This is a genomic window from Variovorax sp. OV329, from assembly GCF_900114785.1.
In the GTDB taxonomy this organism is placed as follows: Bacteria; Pseudomonadota; Gammaproteobacteria; order Burkholderiales; family Burkholderiaceae_C; genus Variovorax.
The window spans coordinates 260108-277566 of sequence record NZ_FOUG01000004.1 but is presented as its reverse complement, the minus strand read 5'-3'; the positions used below and the strand labels follow the sequence as shown (position 1 = coordinate 277566).

15 protein-coding genes are annotated in these 17459 nt (G+C 63.8%); 2 read left to right on the top strand and 13 right to left on the bottom strand.

The features are described 5' to 3' along the window. The first annotated feature begins 30 nt into the window (after positions 1-30). Both BM345_RS08710 and BM345_RS29650 read left to right on the top strand, forming a co-directional pair. Complete coding sequence (locus BM345_RS08710) at positions 31-3936, top strand: pilus assembly protein (RefSeq protein ID WP_093377959.1); 3906 nt, start codon at positions 31-33, stop codon at positions 3934-3936. A gap of 59 nt (positions 3937-3995) precedes the next feature. Next, positions 3996-4694: an energy transducer TonB gene (locus tag BM345_RS29650; RefSeq protein WP_175544946.1), complete on the top strand. Its 699-nt coding sequence runs from the start codon at positions 3996-3998 to the stop codon at positions 4692-4694. A gap of 24 nt (positions 4695-4718) precedes the next feature. Here the strand turns inward: BM345_RS29650 and BM345_RS08700 are convergent, their stop codons facing one another. The 13 genes from BM345_RS08700 to BM345_RS08640 are packed head-to-tail and all read right to left on the bottom strand — an operon-like array spanning position 4719 to position 17454. Next, the gene (locus BM345_RS08700) at positions 4719-5321 is read right to left on the bottom strand and encodes a sugar transferase (protein ID WP_093378407.1); all 603 of its coding nucleotides are present in this window, start codon (positions 5319-5321) and stop codon (positions 4719-4721) included. A 2-nt stretch (positions 5322-5323) separates the two neighbouring features. After that, a complete protein-coding gene (locus tag BM345_RS08695; protein WP_093377954.1) occupies positions 5324-6487 on the bottom strand; it encodes a DegT/DnrJ/EryC1/StrS family aminotransferase in 1164 nt (387 codons plus the stop codon). A gap of 9 nt (positions 6488-6496) precedes the next feature. Continuing rightward, the gene (locus BM345_RS08690) at positions 6497-7204 is read right to left on the bottom strand and encodes a class I SAM-dependent methyltransferase (protein ID WP_093377952.1); all 708 of its coding nucleotides are present in this window, start codon (positions 7202-7204) and stop codon (positions 6497-6499) included. Further along, positions 7201-8430, bottom strand: coding sequence for a glycosyltransferase family 4 protein (locus BM345_RS08685; RefSeq protein ID WP_093377949.1), 1230 nt, complete (start codon positions 8428-8430; stop codon positions 7201-7203). Before BM345_RS08685 ends, BM345_RS08690 begins: the two co-directional genes overlap by 4 nt. After that, positions 8427-9518 (bottom strand): non-hydrolyzing UDP-N-acetylglucosamine 2-epimerase, encoded by a 1092-nt coding sequence (wecB, locus tag BM345_RS08680; RefSeq protein ID WP_093377947.1) that lies wholly within the window; start codon positions 9516-9518, stop codon positions 8427-8429. The genes BM345_RS08685 and wecB overlap by 4 nt, the downstream gene beginning before the upstream one ends. Continuing rightward, a complete protein-coding gene (locus tag BM345_RS08675) occupies positions 9515-10603 on the bottom strand; it encodes a glycosyltransferase (protein ID WP_093377944.1) in 1089 nt (362 codons plus the stop codon). The genes wecB and BM345_RS08675 overlap by 4 nt, the downstream gene beginning before the upstream one ends. Then, positions 10600-11289, bottom strand: coding sequence for a class I SAM-dependent methyltransferase (locus tag BM345_RS08670; protein ID WP_175544944.1), 690 nt, complete (start codon positions 11287-11289; stop codon positions 10600-10602). The genes BM345_RS08675 and BM345_RS08670 overlap by 4 nt, the downstream gene beginning before the upstream one ends. Next, the gene (locus BM345_RS08665; protein ID WP_175544943.1) at positions 11276-12592 is read right to left on the bottom strand and encodes a glycosyltransferase; all 1317 of its coding nucleotides are present in this window, start codon (positions 12590-12592) and stop codon (positions 11276-11278) included. Before BM345_RS08665 ends, BM345_RS08670 begins: the two co-directional genes overlap by 14 nt. A 26-nt stretch (positions 12593-12618) precedes the next feature. After that, the gene (locus BM345_RS08660) at positions 12619-13293 is read right to left on the bottom strand and encodes a class I SAM-dependent methyltransferase (protein ID WP_093377937.1); all 675 of its coding nucleotides are present in this window, start codon (positions 13291-13293) and stop codon (positions 12619-12621) included. Continuing rightward, positions 13271-14767 (bottom strand): lipopolysaccharide biosynthesis protein, encoded by a 1497-nt coding sequence (locus BM345_RS08655; protein ID WP_093377934.1) that lies wholly within the window; start codon positions 14765-14767, stop codon positions 13271-13273. Before BM345_RS08655 ends, BM345_RS08660 begins: the two co-directional genes overlap by 23 nt. A 58-nt stretch (positions 14768-14825) precedes the next feature. Continuing rightward, entirely contained in the window at positions 14826-15920 is a 1095-nt protein-coding gene (locus BM345_RS08650) for a DegT/DnrJ/EryC1/StrS family aminotransferase (RefSeq protein ID WP_093377932.1), read from the bottom strand. Positions 15921-15928: 8 nt separating this feature from the next. After that, positions 15929-16510: an acyltransferase gene (locus tag BM345_RS08645; RefSeq protein ID WP_093377929.1), complete on the bottom strand. Its 582-nt coding sequence runs from the start codon at positions 16508-16510 to the stop codon at positions 15929-15931. Continuing rightward, positions 16507-17454: a Gfo/Idh/MocA family protein gene (locus tag BM345_RS08640; RefSeq protein ID WP_093377927.1), complete on the bottom strand. Its 948-nt coding sequence runs from the start codon at positions 17452-17454 to the stop codon at positions 16507-16509. The genes BM345_RS08645 and BM345_RS08640 overlap by 4 nt, the downstream gene beginning before the upstream one ends. Positions 17455-17459 lie beyond the last annotated feature (5 nt).

The window sequence follows — 17459 nt, the reverse complement described above, 5'->3', positions numbered from 1 at the left end:
CGCGCCGTGCAGCACCAGGAGTCCTCAGCCATGCAAGAAAAACTCAAGAAGAAGAAATCGGGCCAGGCGCTTCGGCACGGCTCGACCGGCGTCGCGCTCGCGAGCAGCCTGGCGGCCTGCCTGGCCAGCTGGGCCACCGTGGCCAGCGCCGACACGTTCATCCTGGATGAACCGCTGATCACGCGATCCGCCGAGTTCAGGGCCAAGCCGAACATGCTCTTCGTGCTGGATGACTCCGGCTCGATGAACTGGAGCTACATGCCGGACCAGTTGGGCCGCTCGCAGAACGCGACGGACGAGCCGTACACTGGAAAGTACGGCTACTGGTCATCCCAATGCAACGGCACGGCGTTCGACCCGACGCTGCCATATGATCCGCCGCTTAATGCGGACGGCACGTCCTTCGTCGCGGCCAGCTTCACAGCAGCCAAGTCAGACGGCTTCGCAGGCACCGGCTCGGTGGATCTGAGCGCCACCGAACAGGTGACGACGACCCGCTCGAGCAGTTCCAGCAACTCCGTCACCAGCAGCGGCACGAAATCGTTCGTGGTCTCCGGCACGAACGCGACGGACACCTTCGTCGTCGGCAGCACGGTGACGGCAACATCGACTAGCAACACCGGCAGATTCATGTCCGGCACGGTGACCGGCTGGAACTCCTCCACAGGGACCTTGACCATGACGGTCAGCGCATCCAGCGGTAGCAACACGTACAACAGCTGGACAATCGCACAGACGGTGACGGTTGGCTCCCGCTACTACTACACCTACACGGCGACCACGCGGCAAACCGCGATGGGCTGGACCTACGGCAGCGACGGGGGCGTCAACACCGGCACGACCTTCTACCAGGAGTGCATGAGTGACATCGGCAGTTCGCCCGGCAGCGGCGTCTTCACCAAGGTCTACATCCGGGACCAAGACACAGCCCTCAAGCAGAAATACGCCAACTGGTACTCCTTCTATCGCAAGCGCACATTCCTGATGCGCACGGCCGTCGGCCGCGCCTTCAACGCGCTGAACGACAACTACCGCGTGGGTTTCACCACCATCAACACGACAACCGCGACGAACGGGGACGGATTTCAGGACGTCGCGGATTTCACCCCGTCGCAGAAGACGACCCTCTACAGCAAGCTCTATGCTGCGACCGCGAACGGCAGTACGCCGCTGCGAGCCGCTCTCTCGAAGGCAGGTCGCTACTACGCCAAGCAGTTCACTGGCCAGACAGATCCCGTCCAGTACTCGTGCCAGCGCAACTACACGCTGCTCTCCACGGACGGCTACTGGAACACCGGATCGGAGTCCTCAAGCTACGGCCCGGACAAGCTCGATGGCACCACCAACGTGGGGAACCAGGACGGCACCGAGGATCGCCCGATGTACGACGGCACGGCGACAACGACCAAGGTTTCTCGCAACTACTACACCGTCGGGATTCTGGGTTCGTGCCGACGCAACAACACCAACCGCTATTCCGTGGATACCCAGCCGCAGGTGTTCGTCTCGGGCGCCTGGACAAACGATGGCGGCGCATCCAACAACTGCTCGCAAGGCACGGCAACCGTCGACGGCAAGGCTGTGTCTTCGGTCGCGGGGACGAGCTTTGGCGGTGCTTCGACCGAATCGGTTGAAACGACGGGGGGCGCTACCGATTCGCTGGCTGACGTGGCGGAGTACTACTACAAGACCGACCTGCGCACGACCGCGCTGAACAACTGCAGTTCGACGGCATCCGGCACCCAACAGAACGTCTGCAGCAACAACGTGCCGTCGAGCGGCCTGGACACTGCGCCTCACCAGCACATGACCACGTTCACGATCGGCCTGGGCGTGAACGGAACCCTGGCCTACGACCGCAACTACCTGACCCAGTCAGCGGGGGACTATGCGAACCTGAAGGCCGGAACGGCCAATTGGCCTGTCCCTGGCTCCGACCGAGGCGCCACGAACATCGACGACCTCTGGCATGCCGCCGTGAACGGTCGCGGCCAGTACTACTCCGCGCTCAACGCCAGCGCCCTGAGCGAGGCCATCAACAGCGTGGTCAGCACGATCGAGGAAAAGGATGGTGCGGCAGCGGCAGCAGCCACCAGCGCGCTGGAACTGGTTGCCGGCGACAACAACCAAGTCTACAAGGCCAGCTACACGACCAAGAAATGGATCGGAGATCTGCAGGCGTTCTCCCTGAATGGAGACACCGGCGAGATCGGCACGCGCGAGATCTGGTCGGCGCAGAGCAAGCTGACCACGCAGACCGTGCCGGCAAATCGAAAGATCTACTACAAGCAGCCCGCGACGGTGGCCTTGCGCGCCTTCAACTGGGACAACCTGAACACCGACGGCTACGGGGGCAACTTCACGAACCTGTGTTCGAAATCGATGATTCCCACGCAGTGCGCGAATCTCTCGACTGCCGAGGCCAACCTCGCCAACACCGGAAGCAACCTGGTGAACTTCCTTCGCGGCGTGCGGACCTTCGAATCCGCCAGTGCTGCGGACAGCACCACGCAACCGCTGTACCGCGCGCGTGCTGGCGTACTAGGCGACATCATCAACGGCGCACCGATCTATGTCAGTTCGCCCCCCTTCACCTATTCCGACACCGGTTACAGCCAGTTCGTGACCAGCAACCGCACGCGCAAGCCCGTGCTGTACGTCGCTGCGAACGACGGCATGCTGCATGCCTTCTCAGGGGCAACCGCCGATGGCGGCACCGAGTTGTGGGCCTACGTGCCTGCGGACGCGATGCCGGAGATGTACCGCCTTGCCGACAAGGGCTACGAATCCAGGCACCGCTACTTCGTCGACGGCGCCCCGGTCATCGCCGACATCCGGGTAGGCACCACCTGGAAGACCATTCTGGTCGGCGGCATGAACAAAGGCGGGCGCTCCTACTACGCCCTCGATGTCACGAATCCCGAGGACCCGAAGGCCTTGTGGGAATTCAAGGACTCGAACCTTGGCCTGACCTTCGGCAATCCGATCGTCACCAAGCGCGCTGACGGCACATGGGTGGTGGTCTTCGGCTCCGGCTACAACAACAACGTCAGTGGCGGCGACGGCAAGGGACACCTGTTCGTCATCAACGCCAACACTGGCGAAAGGCTGCTCGACATTCCGACGACCGCCGGAACGACCAGCGATCCGATCGGAATGGCGAAGATCAACGCCTGGATCGAAGACAGTTCAAACAATACGTCCAAGCGCTTTTATGGTGGCGACCTCAAGGGCAACCTGTGGCGCTTCGACGTTGACAATCTGGTCGAGCCCCACCAGCAGGCCTTGAAGCTCGCCACGTTCCAGATCGACGCTTCGACGCCGCAGCCGATCACGGTCCGTCCCGAGACCATCGAGATTTCTGGCAAGTCCGTCGTCATCGTCGCTACGGGCCGCTACCTGGGCACCGCTGACGTCGAGGACAGCACACAGCAGAGCATCTACGCGGTGAAGGACCCCCTGACCAACACGGGGCTGGGTGACGCGCGCGCAAGCAACACCATGGTCCGACAGACTTTTACCGTGACCGGAAACAGCGCGTCGATCTCCAGCAACCAGGTGAACTGGGCCACGCAGGACGGTTGGTGGGTCGACTTGCCGCACACGGGTGAGCGTGTGAACACCGACATGGCCCTGCAGTTCGGCACACTGTCGCTGGCTACGGCAATCCCGAGCGGGGATGCCTGCAGTTCGGGCGGGTCGTCCTGGCGCTACTACTTGAACGCCTCGAACGGCAACGCCCTGGACAACCCCGCAGGCGAACTGTGGAGTGCCAATTCGCTGATCGTGGGTCAGAGCTGGGTCAAGCTCGAGAACGGAGAGACCCGGATCCTGCGCCAGAACAGCGACGGCTCGATTCGCGCCGAACGCCCGCCGGGCGGTGGCGGCGGCGCTGGCGTCCCCCACCGGAACTCCTGGCGAGAGTTGGCGGACTGATGCACATGGCTACGCAGGGGATCTTGGCCGGTGGGCCGTCCCTGCGTGAGTTGCCCGGCATGGAGCGCCAGTGGCCAGTGCTGGCGGCTTGCGCAGCGCTTTCGATCGCGATGCATGCGGCATTGCTCACGCTTGAAAGTGCCCCACAGCGTCGCCCGGCCGGTGCAACCGACGCCTCGGGCGCGCGTTCCCTGCAATTGAGACTCGTGCCTGCGGCTATGGCGCGCCCGGAAATCCCGGAGCGGGCGCCCGTCGACTCCACAACTCTTCCGTCCACCAGCCTTCCCCGGGCGAGCTTGCCCGCTCCAAGCCCTGCACGACGGACGTCGGCACCGGAAGCGGCACCGATCGCCAGAGCATCAGAAGCATCGCCGAAGCCGGAACCCAATCCGGCGGCAGCAGCTCCGCTGCCGCAACCGGGTGAGCGGGGTGACTACGTGCCCAGGCCACAGCTCAGCATCGGGCCCAAGCCCATCACGGCCATCGTTCTCGAAACGCCTGCAGGCGAAGTGATCGCGACCCGGCAGACCGGGGTCCTCTCGTTGTTCATCGACGAGGAAGGCCGAGTTCAGCACATCGAGTCTGGCGAGCCTGCGCTTTCGCCTGCGCTCCAGGAAGCCGCGCGGGCGGCGTTCAAGGGTGCGCAGTTCGAACCCGGGCAGATCGATGGCCGGCCGGTCAAGTCGAGACTGCGAATCGAAGCAAGCTTTGAAGCCTCGTTCCCCGCGGTGGACCTGGTGACGAAGCCACTGCAGTAACGCCTCGTCCGGGGTCGCCGCTACTCACCGGCGACTGAGTATCACCAGGACCGTGCGCCAGATGATGGTCATGTCCAGCCAGAGGCTTCGCGTGGCAACGTATTGCAAGCAGAAGTCGAGCTTCTTCGGAAGAATCTCCTGGACGTAGAAAGCCTCCGGGTTTTCAGCGCTGCCGAGCAGCTCGCTCTCGTTTCGATAGGCGATCGAGGCCAAGTCAGTGATGCCAGGACGGACACTCAAGACTTGATCCCTCGTTTCCGGAGGGTACGTCGCGACGTACTGCGGCACTTCGGGCCGAGGACCGACCACGCTCATGTCCCCTCGCAGCACGTTGATGAACTGGGGCAGTTCATCCAGCTTGTACTTGCGCAGCAATGATCCTGCACGAGTAATGCGCGGATCGGCACCTACCGTGATGCCGGACGGGCGCGCCGGCTCGGAGTCAGCCACCATGGTCCGGAACTTGAGGATGGCAAACAACCGGCCATTCAAGCCAACACGATCCTGGCGAAACAGCACCGGCCCGCGGGAATCCATCTTGATCCACAACGCGGCAAGCAGCATCACCGGCGCAAGTACCAGCAGCGCGCCGCAGGCAAGCGTCAGATCAAAGCACCGCTTGAGCACCTTCAATCCAGAATTTCATGCAGTGCATGGATGACCCTGTCTTGATCCGAATCACGCATGGCAGTGAACAGAGGAATGCTCACCATCGACTGGTAGGCCGATTCGGAACAGGGGAACATCTCCGGCCGCAACCCATAGCGATCACGCCAATAGGGCTGTCGGTGCAATGGCACATAGTGAACGCTGGTGCCGATCCCGCGGTCCGACAATTCTTGAATAAGGTCGTCGCGAGTCAAGCGAGCCGACGGATCCAGGCGGATCACATACAGGTGCCACGCGTGCACGTCATCAGGCGGCGCATCCACAGGCAGCACCAGAGGCAATGAAGAAAGCCCGTCCTTGTAGCGTGACGCCAAATGCTGCCGCCGCGCCAGGAACCGCGGAAGCTTGGCAAGCTGCGCGGACCCCATCGCTGCCGCTATATCTGTCAAGTTGTACTTGAAGCCCGGCGCAACGACCTCGTAGTACCAGGCAGGCGTTCTCGACCGAAATCTGTCGAACGCATCACGGTTGATCCCGTGCAATCGCATGGTCTTGATGCGTGCAGCCAACTCCGGATTCCGCGTGACGACCATGCCACCTTCGCCGGTCGTCATGGTCTTGTTCGCGTAGAAGCTGAATACCGTCGCTTCGGACTGCAAGGTTCCGATCAACTGGCCCTGGCAGGTGGTGGGCAACGCATGCGCGGCATCCTCGACAACCTTCAATCCATGCGCACTTGCCAACGCCAGCAACGCCGGCATATCCGCGGCCAGCCCGGCATAGTGCACGGGAATGATTGCCTTGGTCCTGGGCGAAATCGCCGCTTCGATCTTTCGCACGTCGATGCACAGCGTCGCCGGGTCGGCGTCAACCAGAACGACATCAGCCCCCAGATAGCGAACGACTTCGGCAGTGGCTGTGAACGTGTGCGTTGTGGTGATGACTTCATCGCCGGGGCCGATGCCCAGCGCTTCGAGCGCAAGGTGCAGACCCGCCGTGGCCGAGTTGACCGCCATGCAATGCAACGACGGGTCTCCGAGGAACTGGGCGAACTCCTCCTCGAAGCGTTTTGTTCTCGGGCCGGTCGTCACCCAGCCCGAGCGGATCGCCGCAGTGACTTCGGCAATCTCTTCCTCGCCCGTATCGGGCAAGGCGAATGGCAGGAACTCCGGGGGTGTCGACATGTTCGAGTTTCAGGGTTTGGAAATCCACGCGAGGACGTGCGTGCGAAGCGGTGAAAAGGCGTTGAACAAAGTGTAGAGCGAGGGATGCAGCCGCGTAACCGCCCGCGCGATCGGCGGTGCCAGGGTGACGCGCTCGAACTGGACACGCCCTTGGGGAAAAAGCGCACGGACCCGACGCATCGGTACGCCGCGCACATCGGAATTGCGCGGGTTGTTCACGGTGAAGTCATACCAGAGAACGCCCCCGCCCGGCTTGACCCAGCGCCACATCGCATCGGCCAGGCGCTGCTGGAAAGCGTCGTCGAGCAGCGAGGAGAACACGGTGGACTGGAACACGATATCGAAGCTCCCGGCCGGAAGTTCTGCCGCGCTGGCGTCGCCCAACGCCAATTTGAGCTCCGCGGGCAGGGCATGCTTCGCCTGGAGAAAGCGGTCTTCCAGCAACTCGAGGCCCTCTAGATTGGTGGCATCGAATCCGAACCTGAGAAGCTCCAGCAGATTGCCCCCGCTCCCGCACCCCACCTCCACCAATCGCAGCTTGGAGAGATCACTTCGCGCCGCCTCTCGAGCCAGAAGACGAAGCATGGCCCGCTGCCGCTCTTGCACGGATTGCCAGACCGCAGGATTGAGCATGTGATAGCGCCGGTCCGCCGAGGGCGCCTGGCGACGCAGGTAGCGCTCCCGTATGGACGCGAGTTCTGCTGGATCTTCACTCATGATGAAACCGCCGCAACGAAACGATCGGCGAGCACGGGCCACGTGTGGTGCTCCCGAACAAATGTCCGGCCGCGTGTTCCCATGGCAGCACGCTCATCGGGGGAGAGGCTTGCCAGATAGCGAAGCCCCTCGGCAATGGCCAGCGGCGACTCCGCCTGGACCGTCACGCCGCACCCTGCCTCGCTCACGGGGTCATTTCCGGCCTCGATGGCGCTCAGCACGGGGCAACCAGCCATCATGTAGTCCATCAGCTTGTTGGGCGCAATGCCAAAACGAAAGATGGGTTCGCGCTGCAATCCGATGTAGCCCGCATCGACACGTGCCAGCAGACTGGGAATCTGTTTCTTGGCAATCGGACCGAACATGCGGACGTTGGCCAGTGATTCGTCTTCCACGCGTCGCAAAAGCCGGGCGCGCTCGGGTCCATCTCCCACCAGCACGAAGGCGAAGGGCGAATTCGCGAGGCACTTGGCCGCGTCAAGGAGGGAATCGAGTGCATTGGCGATGCCGTGGGCTCCTGCGTACGCCACGACGAAGCATCCGCGTCCACGGGCATCGGCAATGTGCCCGGCCAGTTCCGGGTCCAGGGGCTCGCCGGGGCGCTCCCATTCTTCAGTGAGCACACCGTTCGGCACGATGTGAAGCTTTCGCAGGTCCAAGCCATGCGCACTCAAGTGCTCTTGAACGCGTGGCAGCATCGAGACGACCACATCGGCATGCCGGCATGCAAAGTTCTCCGCGGCCTGGCAGAGGCGGATGAATGGATGATGGGGCGACATGCCGCCCAACTCGATGGGTGACAGCGGCCATAGGTCGTGAATTTCATGGACCAGCTTGGCATGGGCTGCACGCGCCAGAAGGGAAGCCGGCCAGATGTCCATCGGATAGGTACTCGATGCGACCACCACGTCCGGCCGAAACTCGCTCGCAATTCGCCGCGCGTTCAGCGCGAGGCGACAGCAAAAGGAAGCGATGTTGAGCACGCGCCCCACGCCGTTTCCCTGATAAGACGGCGTGGAAAGCCACAGATAGTCGATGCCGTCGACCTCCTCGCGCATCGCCCCGCCGGACGCCCGCGGCTGGACAGTACGCACGTGCGACTGTGTTGCTGCAACGATCTGCACATCGTGGCCCTGCCGCACCCATTCCCTGGCCAGGTAGTAGGGTCGGTACTCCATGCCATGCGCCAACGAGCCGGCATAGTGATTGATTAGCAGAATCCTCATGCACCCGCACCTGAGAGTATTCGAGCAATGCGGTCTGCAGCATCTCCTTCCCCGTAAGGCTGGATCGGGGCCCCTGTCGTGCCTAGCGCAGTACGAAAAGCGCTGAGCAAGCTGTCGGACGACGTCGGCGGTGCCAGCCTGTTCCAGCCCGATTCGACCAGCTCCACCCATTCGGTCTCATCGCGCAGGGTCACGCACGGCTTGGAAAAGAAGAAGGCCTCTTTCTGGACACCGCCTGAATCAGTGACCACCATCTGCGCCGATTGCTCCATCTCGATCATGTCGAGATAGCCCAGCGGCTCGACGTAGTGCAGCCCTCTTGCGGATTTGACGTCCAGGCCGAGTCGCGAAAGCACGTCTCTCGTGCGCGGATGGCACGGGAAGACCACATCGATCTCGCCGGACAGGGCCATCAACGCACTCGCGATCGCGCGAAGGCGCGCCGGGTCGTCCGTATTCTCCGCACGGTGAATGGTCGCCACCACGAACGGACGCCCAGCAAGTGCACGAAGCGCCAACGGGCGCTCGCCTCGAGCGGACGCCACTGCGCAGAAGTACAGCGCAGCGTCGTACATCACGTCTCCCACCTGGTGGACCTGCCCACCAGCGATGCCCTCGCGCTCCAGGTTGGCCACGGCCATCGCCGTCGGCGCGAACAACCAATGCGACACGTGATCGGTCAGCACACGGTTGACTTCCTCGGGCATGCGCCGATTGAACGAGCGCAGGCCTGCTTCGACATGTGCCACGGGAATGTGCAGCTTTGCGGCAGCCAACGCGCCGGCCAGCGTCGAATTGGTGTCGCCGTACAGGAGGACGGCATCCGGCTTCTCGCTCGCCAGCACTTTCTCGATGCCAGCAAGCTGGGCTCCGGTCATCGCGCCGTGGAGGCCGCCGCTGATGCCGAGGTTCCAATCTGGAGCGGGGATCCCAAGCTCTCGAAAGAAGACATTCGACATGTTTTCGTCGAAGTGCTGACCGGTATGGAGCAAGCGCTCTTGTATGCCCGTGGATCGCCGCAGTTCGGCACTCAAGGCAGCAGCCTTGATGAACTGGGGGCGCGCTCCGACGATGGTGATGACGTTCATGTGTTGGTGAGAGCTACTGTCTGCAAAGGCGCGCTCCGAATCGCGCGGTACAGCTCGGCCATGCGATCCATCTGACTTCGGGTTGAGCCCAGTTCTTCGATTCGCATGCGGTTGAACGCTCCCTGTCGACGACGCATCGATGCGTCGTCGAACTCGGTGCACATCGCCATGGCCAAGGCGCCTGCGTCGCCGGCCGCCACAAGATGGCCACCGCCCGCGTCAACCCACTGCCGGTTGGCGGGAAGATCGGAAGCGATGACCGGCAGGCCACAGGCCATGGACTCGAGGAGCGACACCGACGTTGCGTCGCTCTCCGGCACGGTCACCGACAGATCACATGCCGCAAGACGTTCGGCCAGAACCTCCGGCGCAAGCCAGCCGTGCCACATCACCTGGCCGGTGACTCCCAGATGTGAAGCCAGCTCGCGCAACATCGCCGCCTGGCTGCCCCCGCCAAACAAGTGCAGCATCGCACCGCTGGCCGGGCGCTCCTCGACGAACTGCGCGAAGGCGCGCACCACCACGTCGATGCAGTAGTTGGGCTCCCAGGCACGCAGGCTCGCGATGTGGAAGCCTGGACCCCGCAAGCGTTCGCGCGGGCGGAAGCGTTCCGTATCGGCACCCCAGAAGATTTCCTCCAGATCGGCGCGGGGCTTGTATCCACGGATCTCGGCAAGCACGTCACGAGAGTCCGCCGTGATGAGCGCGGCACGCGCCAGCGTCCAGCCCGTCAGCGCTTTCAACACGGTGTTGCGATGCGGCGTCACGAGAATGTCGGTACCCCAGGCTGTCAACACCAGCGGCCGACGTCCACAGGCAGCGCCCCACATGCCGTAGCTGGTGATGTAGTGCGCGTGCACGATGTCGGGCGCCAGTGCACGAATGACGCGACGCAGCGCAGGCAGCCTCAGGAACCATTGATGGCCGTGCCGTACCGGTCCCATCGCGATGACGCGCGCGCCTTCGATCTCCTGCGCCGTCGTGCTGACTACGCTGACGCGAAAGCCGCGCTCGACCATGGCCTCAGCCCAGCGCCTCAGGTGGATGCTCGCAGCGTCGCCGATCAGACAAAGGTGCAGAGTCATCGCTTGACCCCAAGCCCGAGCAGATGAGTTCGCAGCACCCGGCAACCATCGAGCAGCGGCAGCGACCAATCGCCCAGCCAGCGCTGCGCACGGACGGTGATACCCAGATCACTGGTCAGCGTGTCGAACGACCAGTCGACGCTTTCGAACAGACCGCATATCTCGGCGCGCGGCACAGTACGAAAGTGCGGATCGCTCGAGCGGGTGCGGAAGGCGTCGTACCACAGCAAATGGCCACCGGGCCGCAGCACGCGCAGCATCTCGGCAGCTGTTTTTCGGCGCATCGAGTCGTCCACGATCGAACTGAACACCACGTTCTGCACCACGAGATCGAAGCTGGCATCCGCGAATGGCAATGCTGCGCCCGAGGCTTGCACCACCGGAACGCCGAAGCGGCGTGCGGCATGAAGCAAGCGCGCATGGCTCAGATCGACGCCCACTAGATTCGCCGCTGCCGAACCCCAGCGCAGGTAGTTCGGGAACTCGACCCCGAGACCGCAGCCGACGTCAAGTACGCGCAGCGCGCGCAGGTCGATGGCGCGTGCCTTCAGCGCGGCCAGGACAACGCGCTCGCGCTCCTGCGCGGCATGCAGAACTGCTGGGCTGCCCAGCGACCAGAAGCCGGTCAGCGCAGCGCTCGCGTCGCGCTCTTCGTAGCGCCGCTGGATGCGTTCAATTTCGTCCATGGAAGCGATCATGCACGGCGCCCAGGAACTCCCCAAGCCGCCCGGCGAGCGCTCGGCGCTCGTAGGCAGCAGCGGATTCCGGCACGGGACGCGGCGCGGCACCGGCCATCCAGCGGGACAGCAGCGCAGCGACCTGCGAGGGCTCGTTGTGGTCTAGCGCATCGCCAGCGCCGGTCTTTCGAAGCAGCTGCGCTGCTTCACCACTAGGCGCACCCAGTAGCAGGATGGGCCGGCCAGCGCGCAGATACTCGAAGAGCTTGCCGGTCATCACGCCGGCGGCACCCTCGCTGTCCCCGCCAATCACCAGCAGCAATGCATCAGCGGCCAGGATCTCCGCAAGCGCCCGGTGGTGCTCGACGTAGCCCGTGCGCTCCAACACACCAGGCAGTCGACTTTCGAAGGATGACAAAAGAGATTCAAAGCGCGAGCCCACATTGCCGACGAGCCGGATACGTAAGCGCTGGCGCGCCTGCGGCTCGTTCTGGAACAACTGCTCCACACCGCGGAGGAAACTGTCCGGCGACCGATTGCCATAGAAGGTACCGGCATGCACGATGCGGAATTCTCCAGGCGAACGCTCGCGCGCAGTTGCATCCGCGAAGTCGGCCTCGTCGTATCCGTTGGGTATGCTTAGCACTGGCACACCCGGCCTGACCCGTCCGGCCAACGTGGCTGCCATCTGCTCGGACACGGTAACGATGCCATCTGCGGCGGCCAGTAGTCGACTTTCGAGGCGGCGGTCAAGCACGCGCCGCCAGTGAGGTGCGCTGTAGTCGGGATTCTCCGTCCAGAGGTCGCGAAAGTCCGCCACCCATGGCACCCGTGCCCGACGCGCCACCTTCATCGCGGCAAGATGCGCCGACACTGGCGGTGCGCTCGAATACACAAGGTCGATCGGCGCCCGGCGCATCAGGCTCTGCGCCGCGGGCACAACCTGGCGCGACCACGCAACCTTGTCATCAGGAAACTGCAGTGCGCCAACTACTCGGAGCGCCCGGTCACGCCAACGCCCCGCCGCGGGACCTCCGCCAGATTTAACGGCTCCAGGCGTCGCAGTTGGTGCCCGTGCGCGAGCGTGCCGACGCGCCAGCGATAGCAGTCGTGCCATCATCGGCGTATGCCGCAAGCGGAGCACCTCTAACCCCGCTGGCACTTCCGCAAGAAGACTGCTGTCCTGTGTATAGGCACTGCTGTCCGCGCTGATGATGCTGGGCGTGATGCCGAACTCGGGCAGATACTTGCTGAACTTGAGCGAGCGCTGCACTCCCGCGCCGCCAAGGGGTGGATAGAAGTATGCAAGCATCAGTACCCGCATTGCGGCTCGCTCGCTCACGCGGAATCCGGTCCTGCTTTGGACAGCACCCAGTAGTCACAGTAGGGCAGTGCCAAGTACTTGGTCGAGGTCAGTCCTGCCCGAGCAAACAGCCGCTCCACATCGGCCCGCGTCACATGGCCGTCGCCGATTTCCCAGCAATGGTTGGGGTCGATCCAGATGCGGCCGCGCACGAAGCGGTTGTACGCTTCGCTCAGGCTCAACAGACCGTTCGGAAAACGCCAGGTCCTCAGCTTCTGTCGCGGCGACAGCACAGCGACGCTGCTCTTTCGATGCGGCAGCGACACGAAGGCTCTGCCGCCAGGCTTCAACCACCCACTCAGATTGGCCAGGCATGCCGGGAGGTCGGCAAAGGGCAGGTGCTCCATGACCTCCGTGGCGACCACGGCATCGAAGCGGCCTGTCAGGCTGATATCGCCCACCTTCAGGTCGCCCACGTAGTCGGGCTGGAGCCGGGCGTTGATGTCGAATACCGAATAGGCCGGCACAAAGGGCTGCGCGCAGCGGCGCACCACGCCGTCACCCGAGCCGATCTCCAGAACGCACTCGGGTGCACTGGCAAGCAGGTCGCGAACCACGTGGTAGTGGCGCAACCAGGTCACCATGTCCAGACCAGCCATATGGTCGCGATGAGTGATGTCGAACTGCTTATCGAAGGCGTGAAGATTCATCGGGTGATTTCTCGTGCAAGGCCAAGCGGCCGACCGCAATTCGGAAGATCGATTCTGCGCGACGCCAGTCCAGCGCCAGGTAGACCAGCGCGCCGAACGTCGTTGCTGCTGCCGCCAGCGGCAGCGACAGTTCGCCCCATGCCAAAAGCAGACCCAACGGCAGCATGGCCAGCACAGCGTGACCCACGGTCGTCCACAGCCACGACCAAGGAAAATTCCAGTGCAGCACACGGCCCACCAGCCTCGCGGACACGCCGACCATGACCAGGTTCGATACCGCCGCCGCAGCGGCAGCGCCCACCACGCCCAAGCCGCGTGCGAGCCACAGATTCAGCGTCAGGTTGATGACCGTCGCCAGAACGATGATTCCCAGGACCTGGCGGCTTCGCCCGTCAAGAAGAAGAGCGTACAGAAGAATCTGATAGGTCCCCGCGGCACTGACAGACAGCCCGAGCAAGAAGAACACTGCCGTCGGCGCAACATAGGCGCCAGTGGTCAGCAGGGGCAACACCCACTGGCCCGCAACGGCCAGGAGTGCGGCGACCGGGATGCACAAGAACAGGAAGACGCGCAACGCCAACGTCATCAGGCGCGACGCCTCATCGAGGCGGGGCGCCTGCCAATGTCGCGCCAGCACAGGAAACAAGGTGAAGCCCAGCACGCTATAGAAGGCTGCGGGAATGGCGCACAAGGACACAGCGGCGGCGTACACAGCCACATCGTCGAGCCCCAGCAACTGCACCAGCACGAAGCGATCTAGAAGTCCATTCAAGGACGTGAACAGCGCAAGGGCCACCAGCGGTGCGGAGAAGGCCAGCAGTTCACGCAGCGACGGCGATGCCACGGGGCGGGCGGGGGAGGGCGTGCGCCACAACACCCAAAGCGTCGCACCCAGCACGCCCATCGCCAGGGCAAGCTGCGAAGCCGCATAGCGAACGAGCCAGTCGACCAGCGGCAGGGCAGCACCACTCACCAGCAGCAGCACAGCCCCGTAGCGCACCGCGCTGCGCATCACCAACGCAATGGCCACCCTCCCGATGTGTCCGGCTGCCCGCAACCAGGCGACGCTGAACTCGGTGACGGCGTCCGCTGCCAGGAGGACCAGCAGCGCCGGCATCAGGCCCCTGTATTCCGGCCCTCCGTAGACAAGAGAGGCCAGCGGGGTCGAGAAAGCCCATACGAATGCAATGCAAAGCGCGAACAGCAACAGGGCCACACCGCCAAGCTGGGCAAAGGCTCGCCGGCGATCGTGCGCGCTCACCGCAGCCGAGAAGTAGCGCACTACGGCAGTCGACGAAGCAAACAAGACCAACGGCATCAGCACACCGGCGGCCACGGCCGTCTGCGTCCACGCACCATAGTCGGCCGGCACGATGGCACGCGTGAGCAGGGGTAGCAAGAAAAAGCCCAACAGCCGATCGACCAGCATGGCCGAGCCGTAAGCCAACGTGTCTACGCGCAGGGTCGAAGCCATCTCGCTCAGGTGGGTCGTGGGCGTAAGGATGGGGCGTGCACGTGCGCAGACCCAGGGCTCATGGCCGAATGGAGTCGACCAAGGCTTTCACGACGCGGTCCTGCTCCGCGTCCCTCAAGTCGGCGCTCATGGGCAGGCTCATCACCCGCTGACTGGCCCGCACGCTCAGCGGACACCCATCGTCGCTGCCGAATTGAGCGTAGGCCGGTTGCAGATGCAATGGCCGGGGGTAGTGGACGGCAGTCGGAATACCCTGCTCGATAAGTGACGCCTGAAGAGCCGCCCGATCGTCGACGAACACGGTGTACTGGCCCCACACGCATTCGCGGCCGGTCCGCACCGCAAGCGGTTCGACACCCGTGCCGGCCAGCAGCATCCCGTATCGGGCGCCGAGCTCGCTACGGCGCTGCAGCTCCCATTCGAAGCGATCCAGTTTGGCCAACACCACCGCGCACTGCAGCGTATCCATGCGACCACCGACGCCCACGCGCGTGTGCGTGTACCTCGCGCTCTGCCCATGCACCCGGATCTCGCGACACGCCTGCGCCAGCGCATCATCGTTGGTGAACATCGCCCCCCCATCGCCATAGCAGCCCAGCGGCTTGCTGGGAAAGAAGCTCGTGCAGCCGATGGTGCTCAGGTTGCAGCTCTTGCGGCCTTTGTAGGCGGCGCCGAAACTCTGCGCGGCGTCTTCGATGACGGCCAGTCCATGCCGCGCAGCAATGGCATTGATGACGTCCATGTCCGCGCATTGGCCGTACAAGCTCACGGGCATGACGGCGCGCGTGCGTGATGTCACCTTGGCCTCGATCAGGCTCGCGTCGATATTGCAGGTGTCTGGTTCGATGTCCACGAACACCGGCACACCGCCCAGCAACACGATCATCTCGGCGGTGGCTGCGAAAGTGAACGGTGTGGTGATGACCTCGTCGCCCGGCTCGAGGTCGATCGCCATCAGCGCGATGAGCAACGCCTCGGTCCCGCTGGCCACGGTGATGCAGTGCCGAGCACCCGTATAAGCCGCCAGCTTTTCTTCCAGCTCGCGGACCTCGGGGCCCATGATGTACTGGCCATGGTCCAGCACCCGGTGAATCCGCTCGTCAATCCCGGCCTTGAGTGACCGGTACTGCGCCTTGAGATCGACGAACTCCATCTTCTCCTTCACGATGGCATCTCGCTTTCAGGCATGCAAGCGTCCCCTCGCAGCACGTACTTCTCGCCGGTGGCAGGGCAAGTTGCCCGCCCTTGCGCAAATTCGAGCCGCTCACCGTGCCGGCTCATCCAACCCGCCTGGCGCGCAGGCACGCCGAGCATCAGCGCGAAAGCGGGCACATCGCGGTTGACCACGGCCCCGGCGCCGACAAAGGCGTAGCGCCCCACCGTCACCCCACACACGATGGTGCAGTTGGCGCCCAGCGTGGCACCCTGGCGCACCAGCGTGCGCCGGTACTCGCCCTTGCGGTTGACAGCCGAGCGCGGGTTGTACACGTTGGTGAAGACCATGCTGGGGCCGCAGAACACGTCATCCTCCAGCGTGACCGCGTCGTACACGCTCACGTTGTTCTGAATCTTCACGTTGTGGCCGATGCGCACGTCGTTGCCTACGTACACGTTCTGCCCCAGCGAACAGCGCTCTCCAATCTCGGCGCCCGAGCTCACATGGACCCAGTGCCACACCCGGGTGTCGGCGCCAATGCGGGCGCCGGCGTCGACAATGGCCGTGTCGTGCACTTCCGCCTTCATGAAACCAGGCTCCGGACGAAAGGGTGCTGCTCCCCACGCGTCAGGTCGGACCTCGCCGTGCGAATGGCGTGGACCGCCTCCACGGCGGGCCGCGCGTCGGCCAGGCCATAGCCTCTGCCATTCAGAATCTCCCGGTAGCTCACCGTGTGCAGGTCGGTGAAGCCTTCCGAGAACTCCAGCTCCTCACCATTCACCGTGATCGACCGATAGGTCGCCTTCTTGCCTTGGACGTCCGGGGGCAAGTCGGCGGCGTCGATGGAGAGGAACCAGCGCACCCGCGCTCGCTGGTACTCCAGGAAGCCCGCAGCCTTGTCGTTGGCCGAGTAGTGCACAACGCTTTGCTGCAGATCCCCGAAGATGAAGCCCAGCATGTCGAAGAAGTGCACACCGATGTTGGTCGCGACGCCAAAGGCCTTGCGCGGATCGGCCTTCCAGCTCGCGGCATACCAGCGGCCCCGCGAGGTGATGTAGGTCAGGTCGACGTCGAACTTGGTGTCAGCCGCCGCGCGTGCAACCTTCTCGCGCAGGGTGAGGATTGCGTCGTGGTGCCGCAGCTGCAGGATCGTGGACACCCGCTTGCCGGTCTCGCGTTCGATCAGTGCCAGTTCGTCGAGTGCATCCGGCGAGGATACGAGCGGCTTCTCGCAGATCACGTCGCATCCGAGCCGCAAGCCAGCGGCGATGTGCGGATGGTGAAGATAGTTGGGCGAGCAGATCGCCACGTAGTCGAGTGCCGTTGATGCCACCCGCCTGAGCTGGTGTCCGCGTTCGTAGAAAGTCTCGAACTCGGTGAAGAACTCGGCAGCGGGCGCGATGCTGTCGATCACGCCGACGGAGTCGTTGACGTCATAGGCCACCGAAAGGTTGTTGCCCGTGTCGCGTATGGCGCGCATGTGCCTGGGGGCAATGTAGCCGGCGGCGCCGATCAAAGCGAAGTTCTTCATGTCGT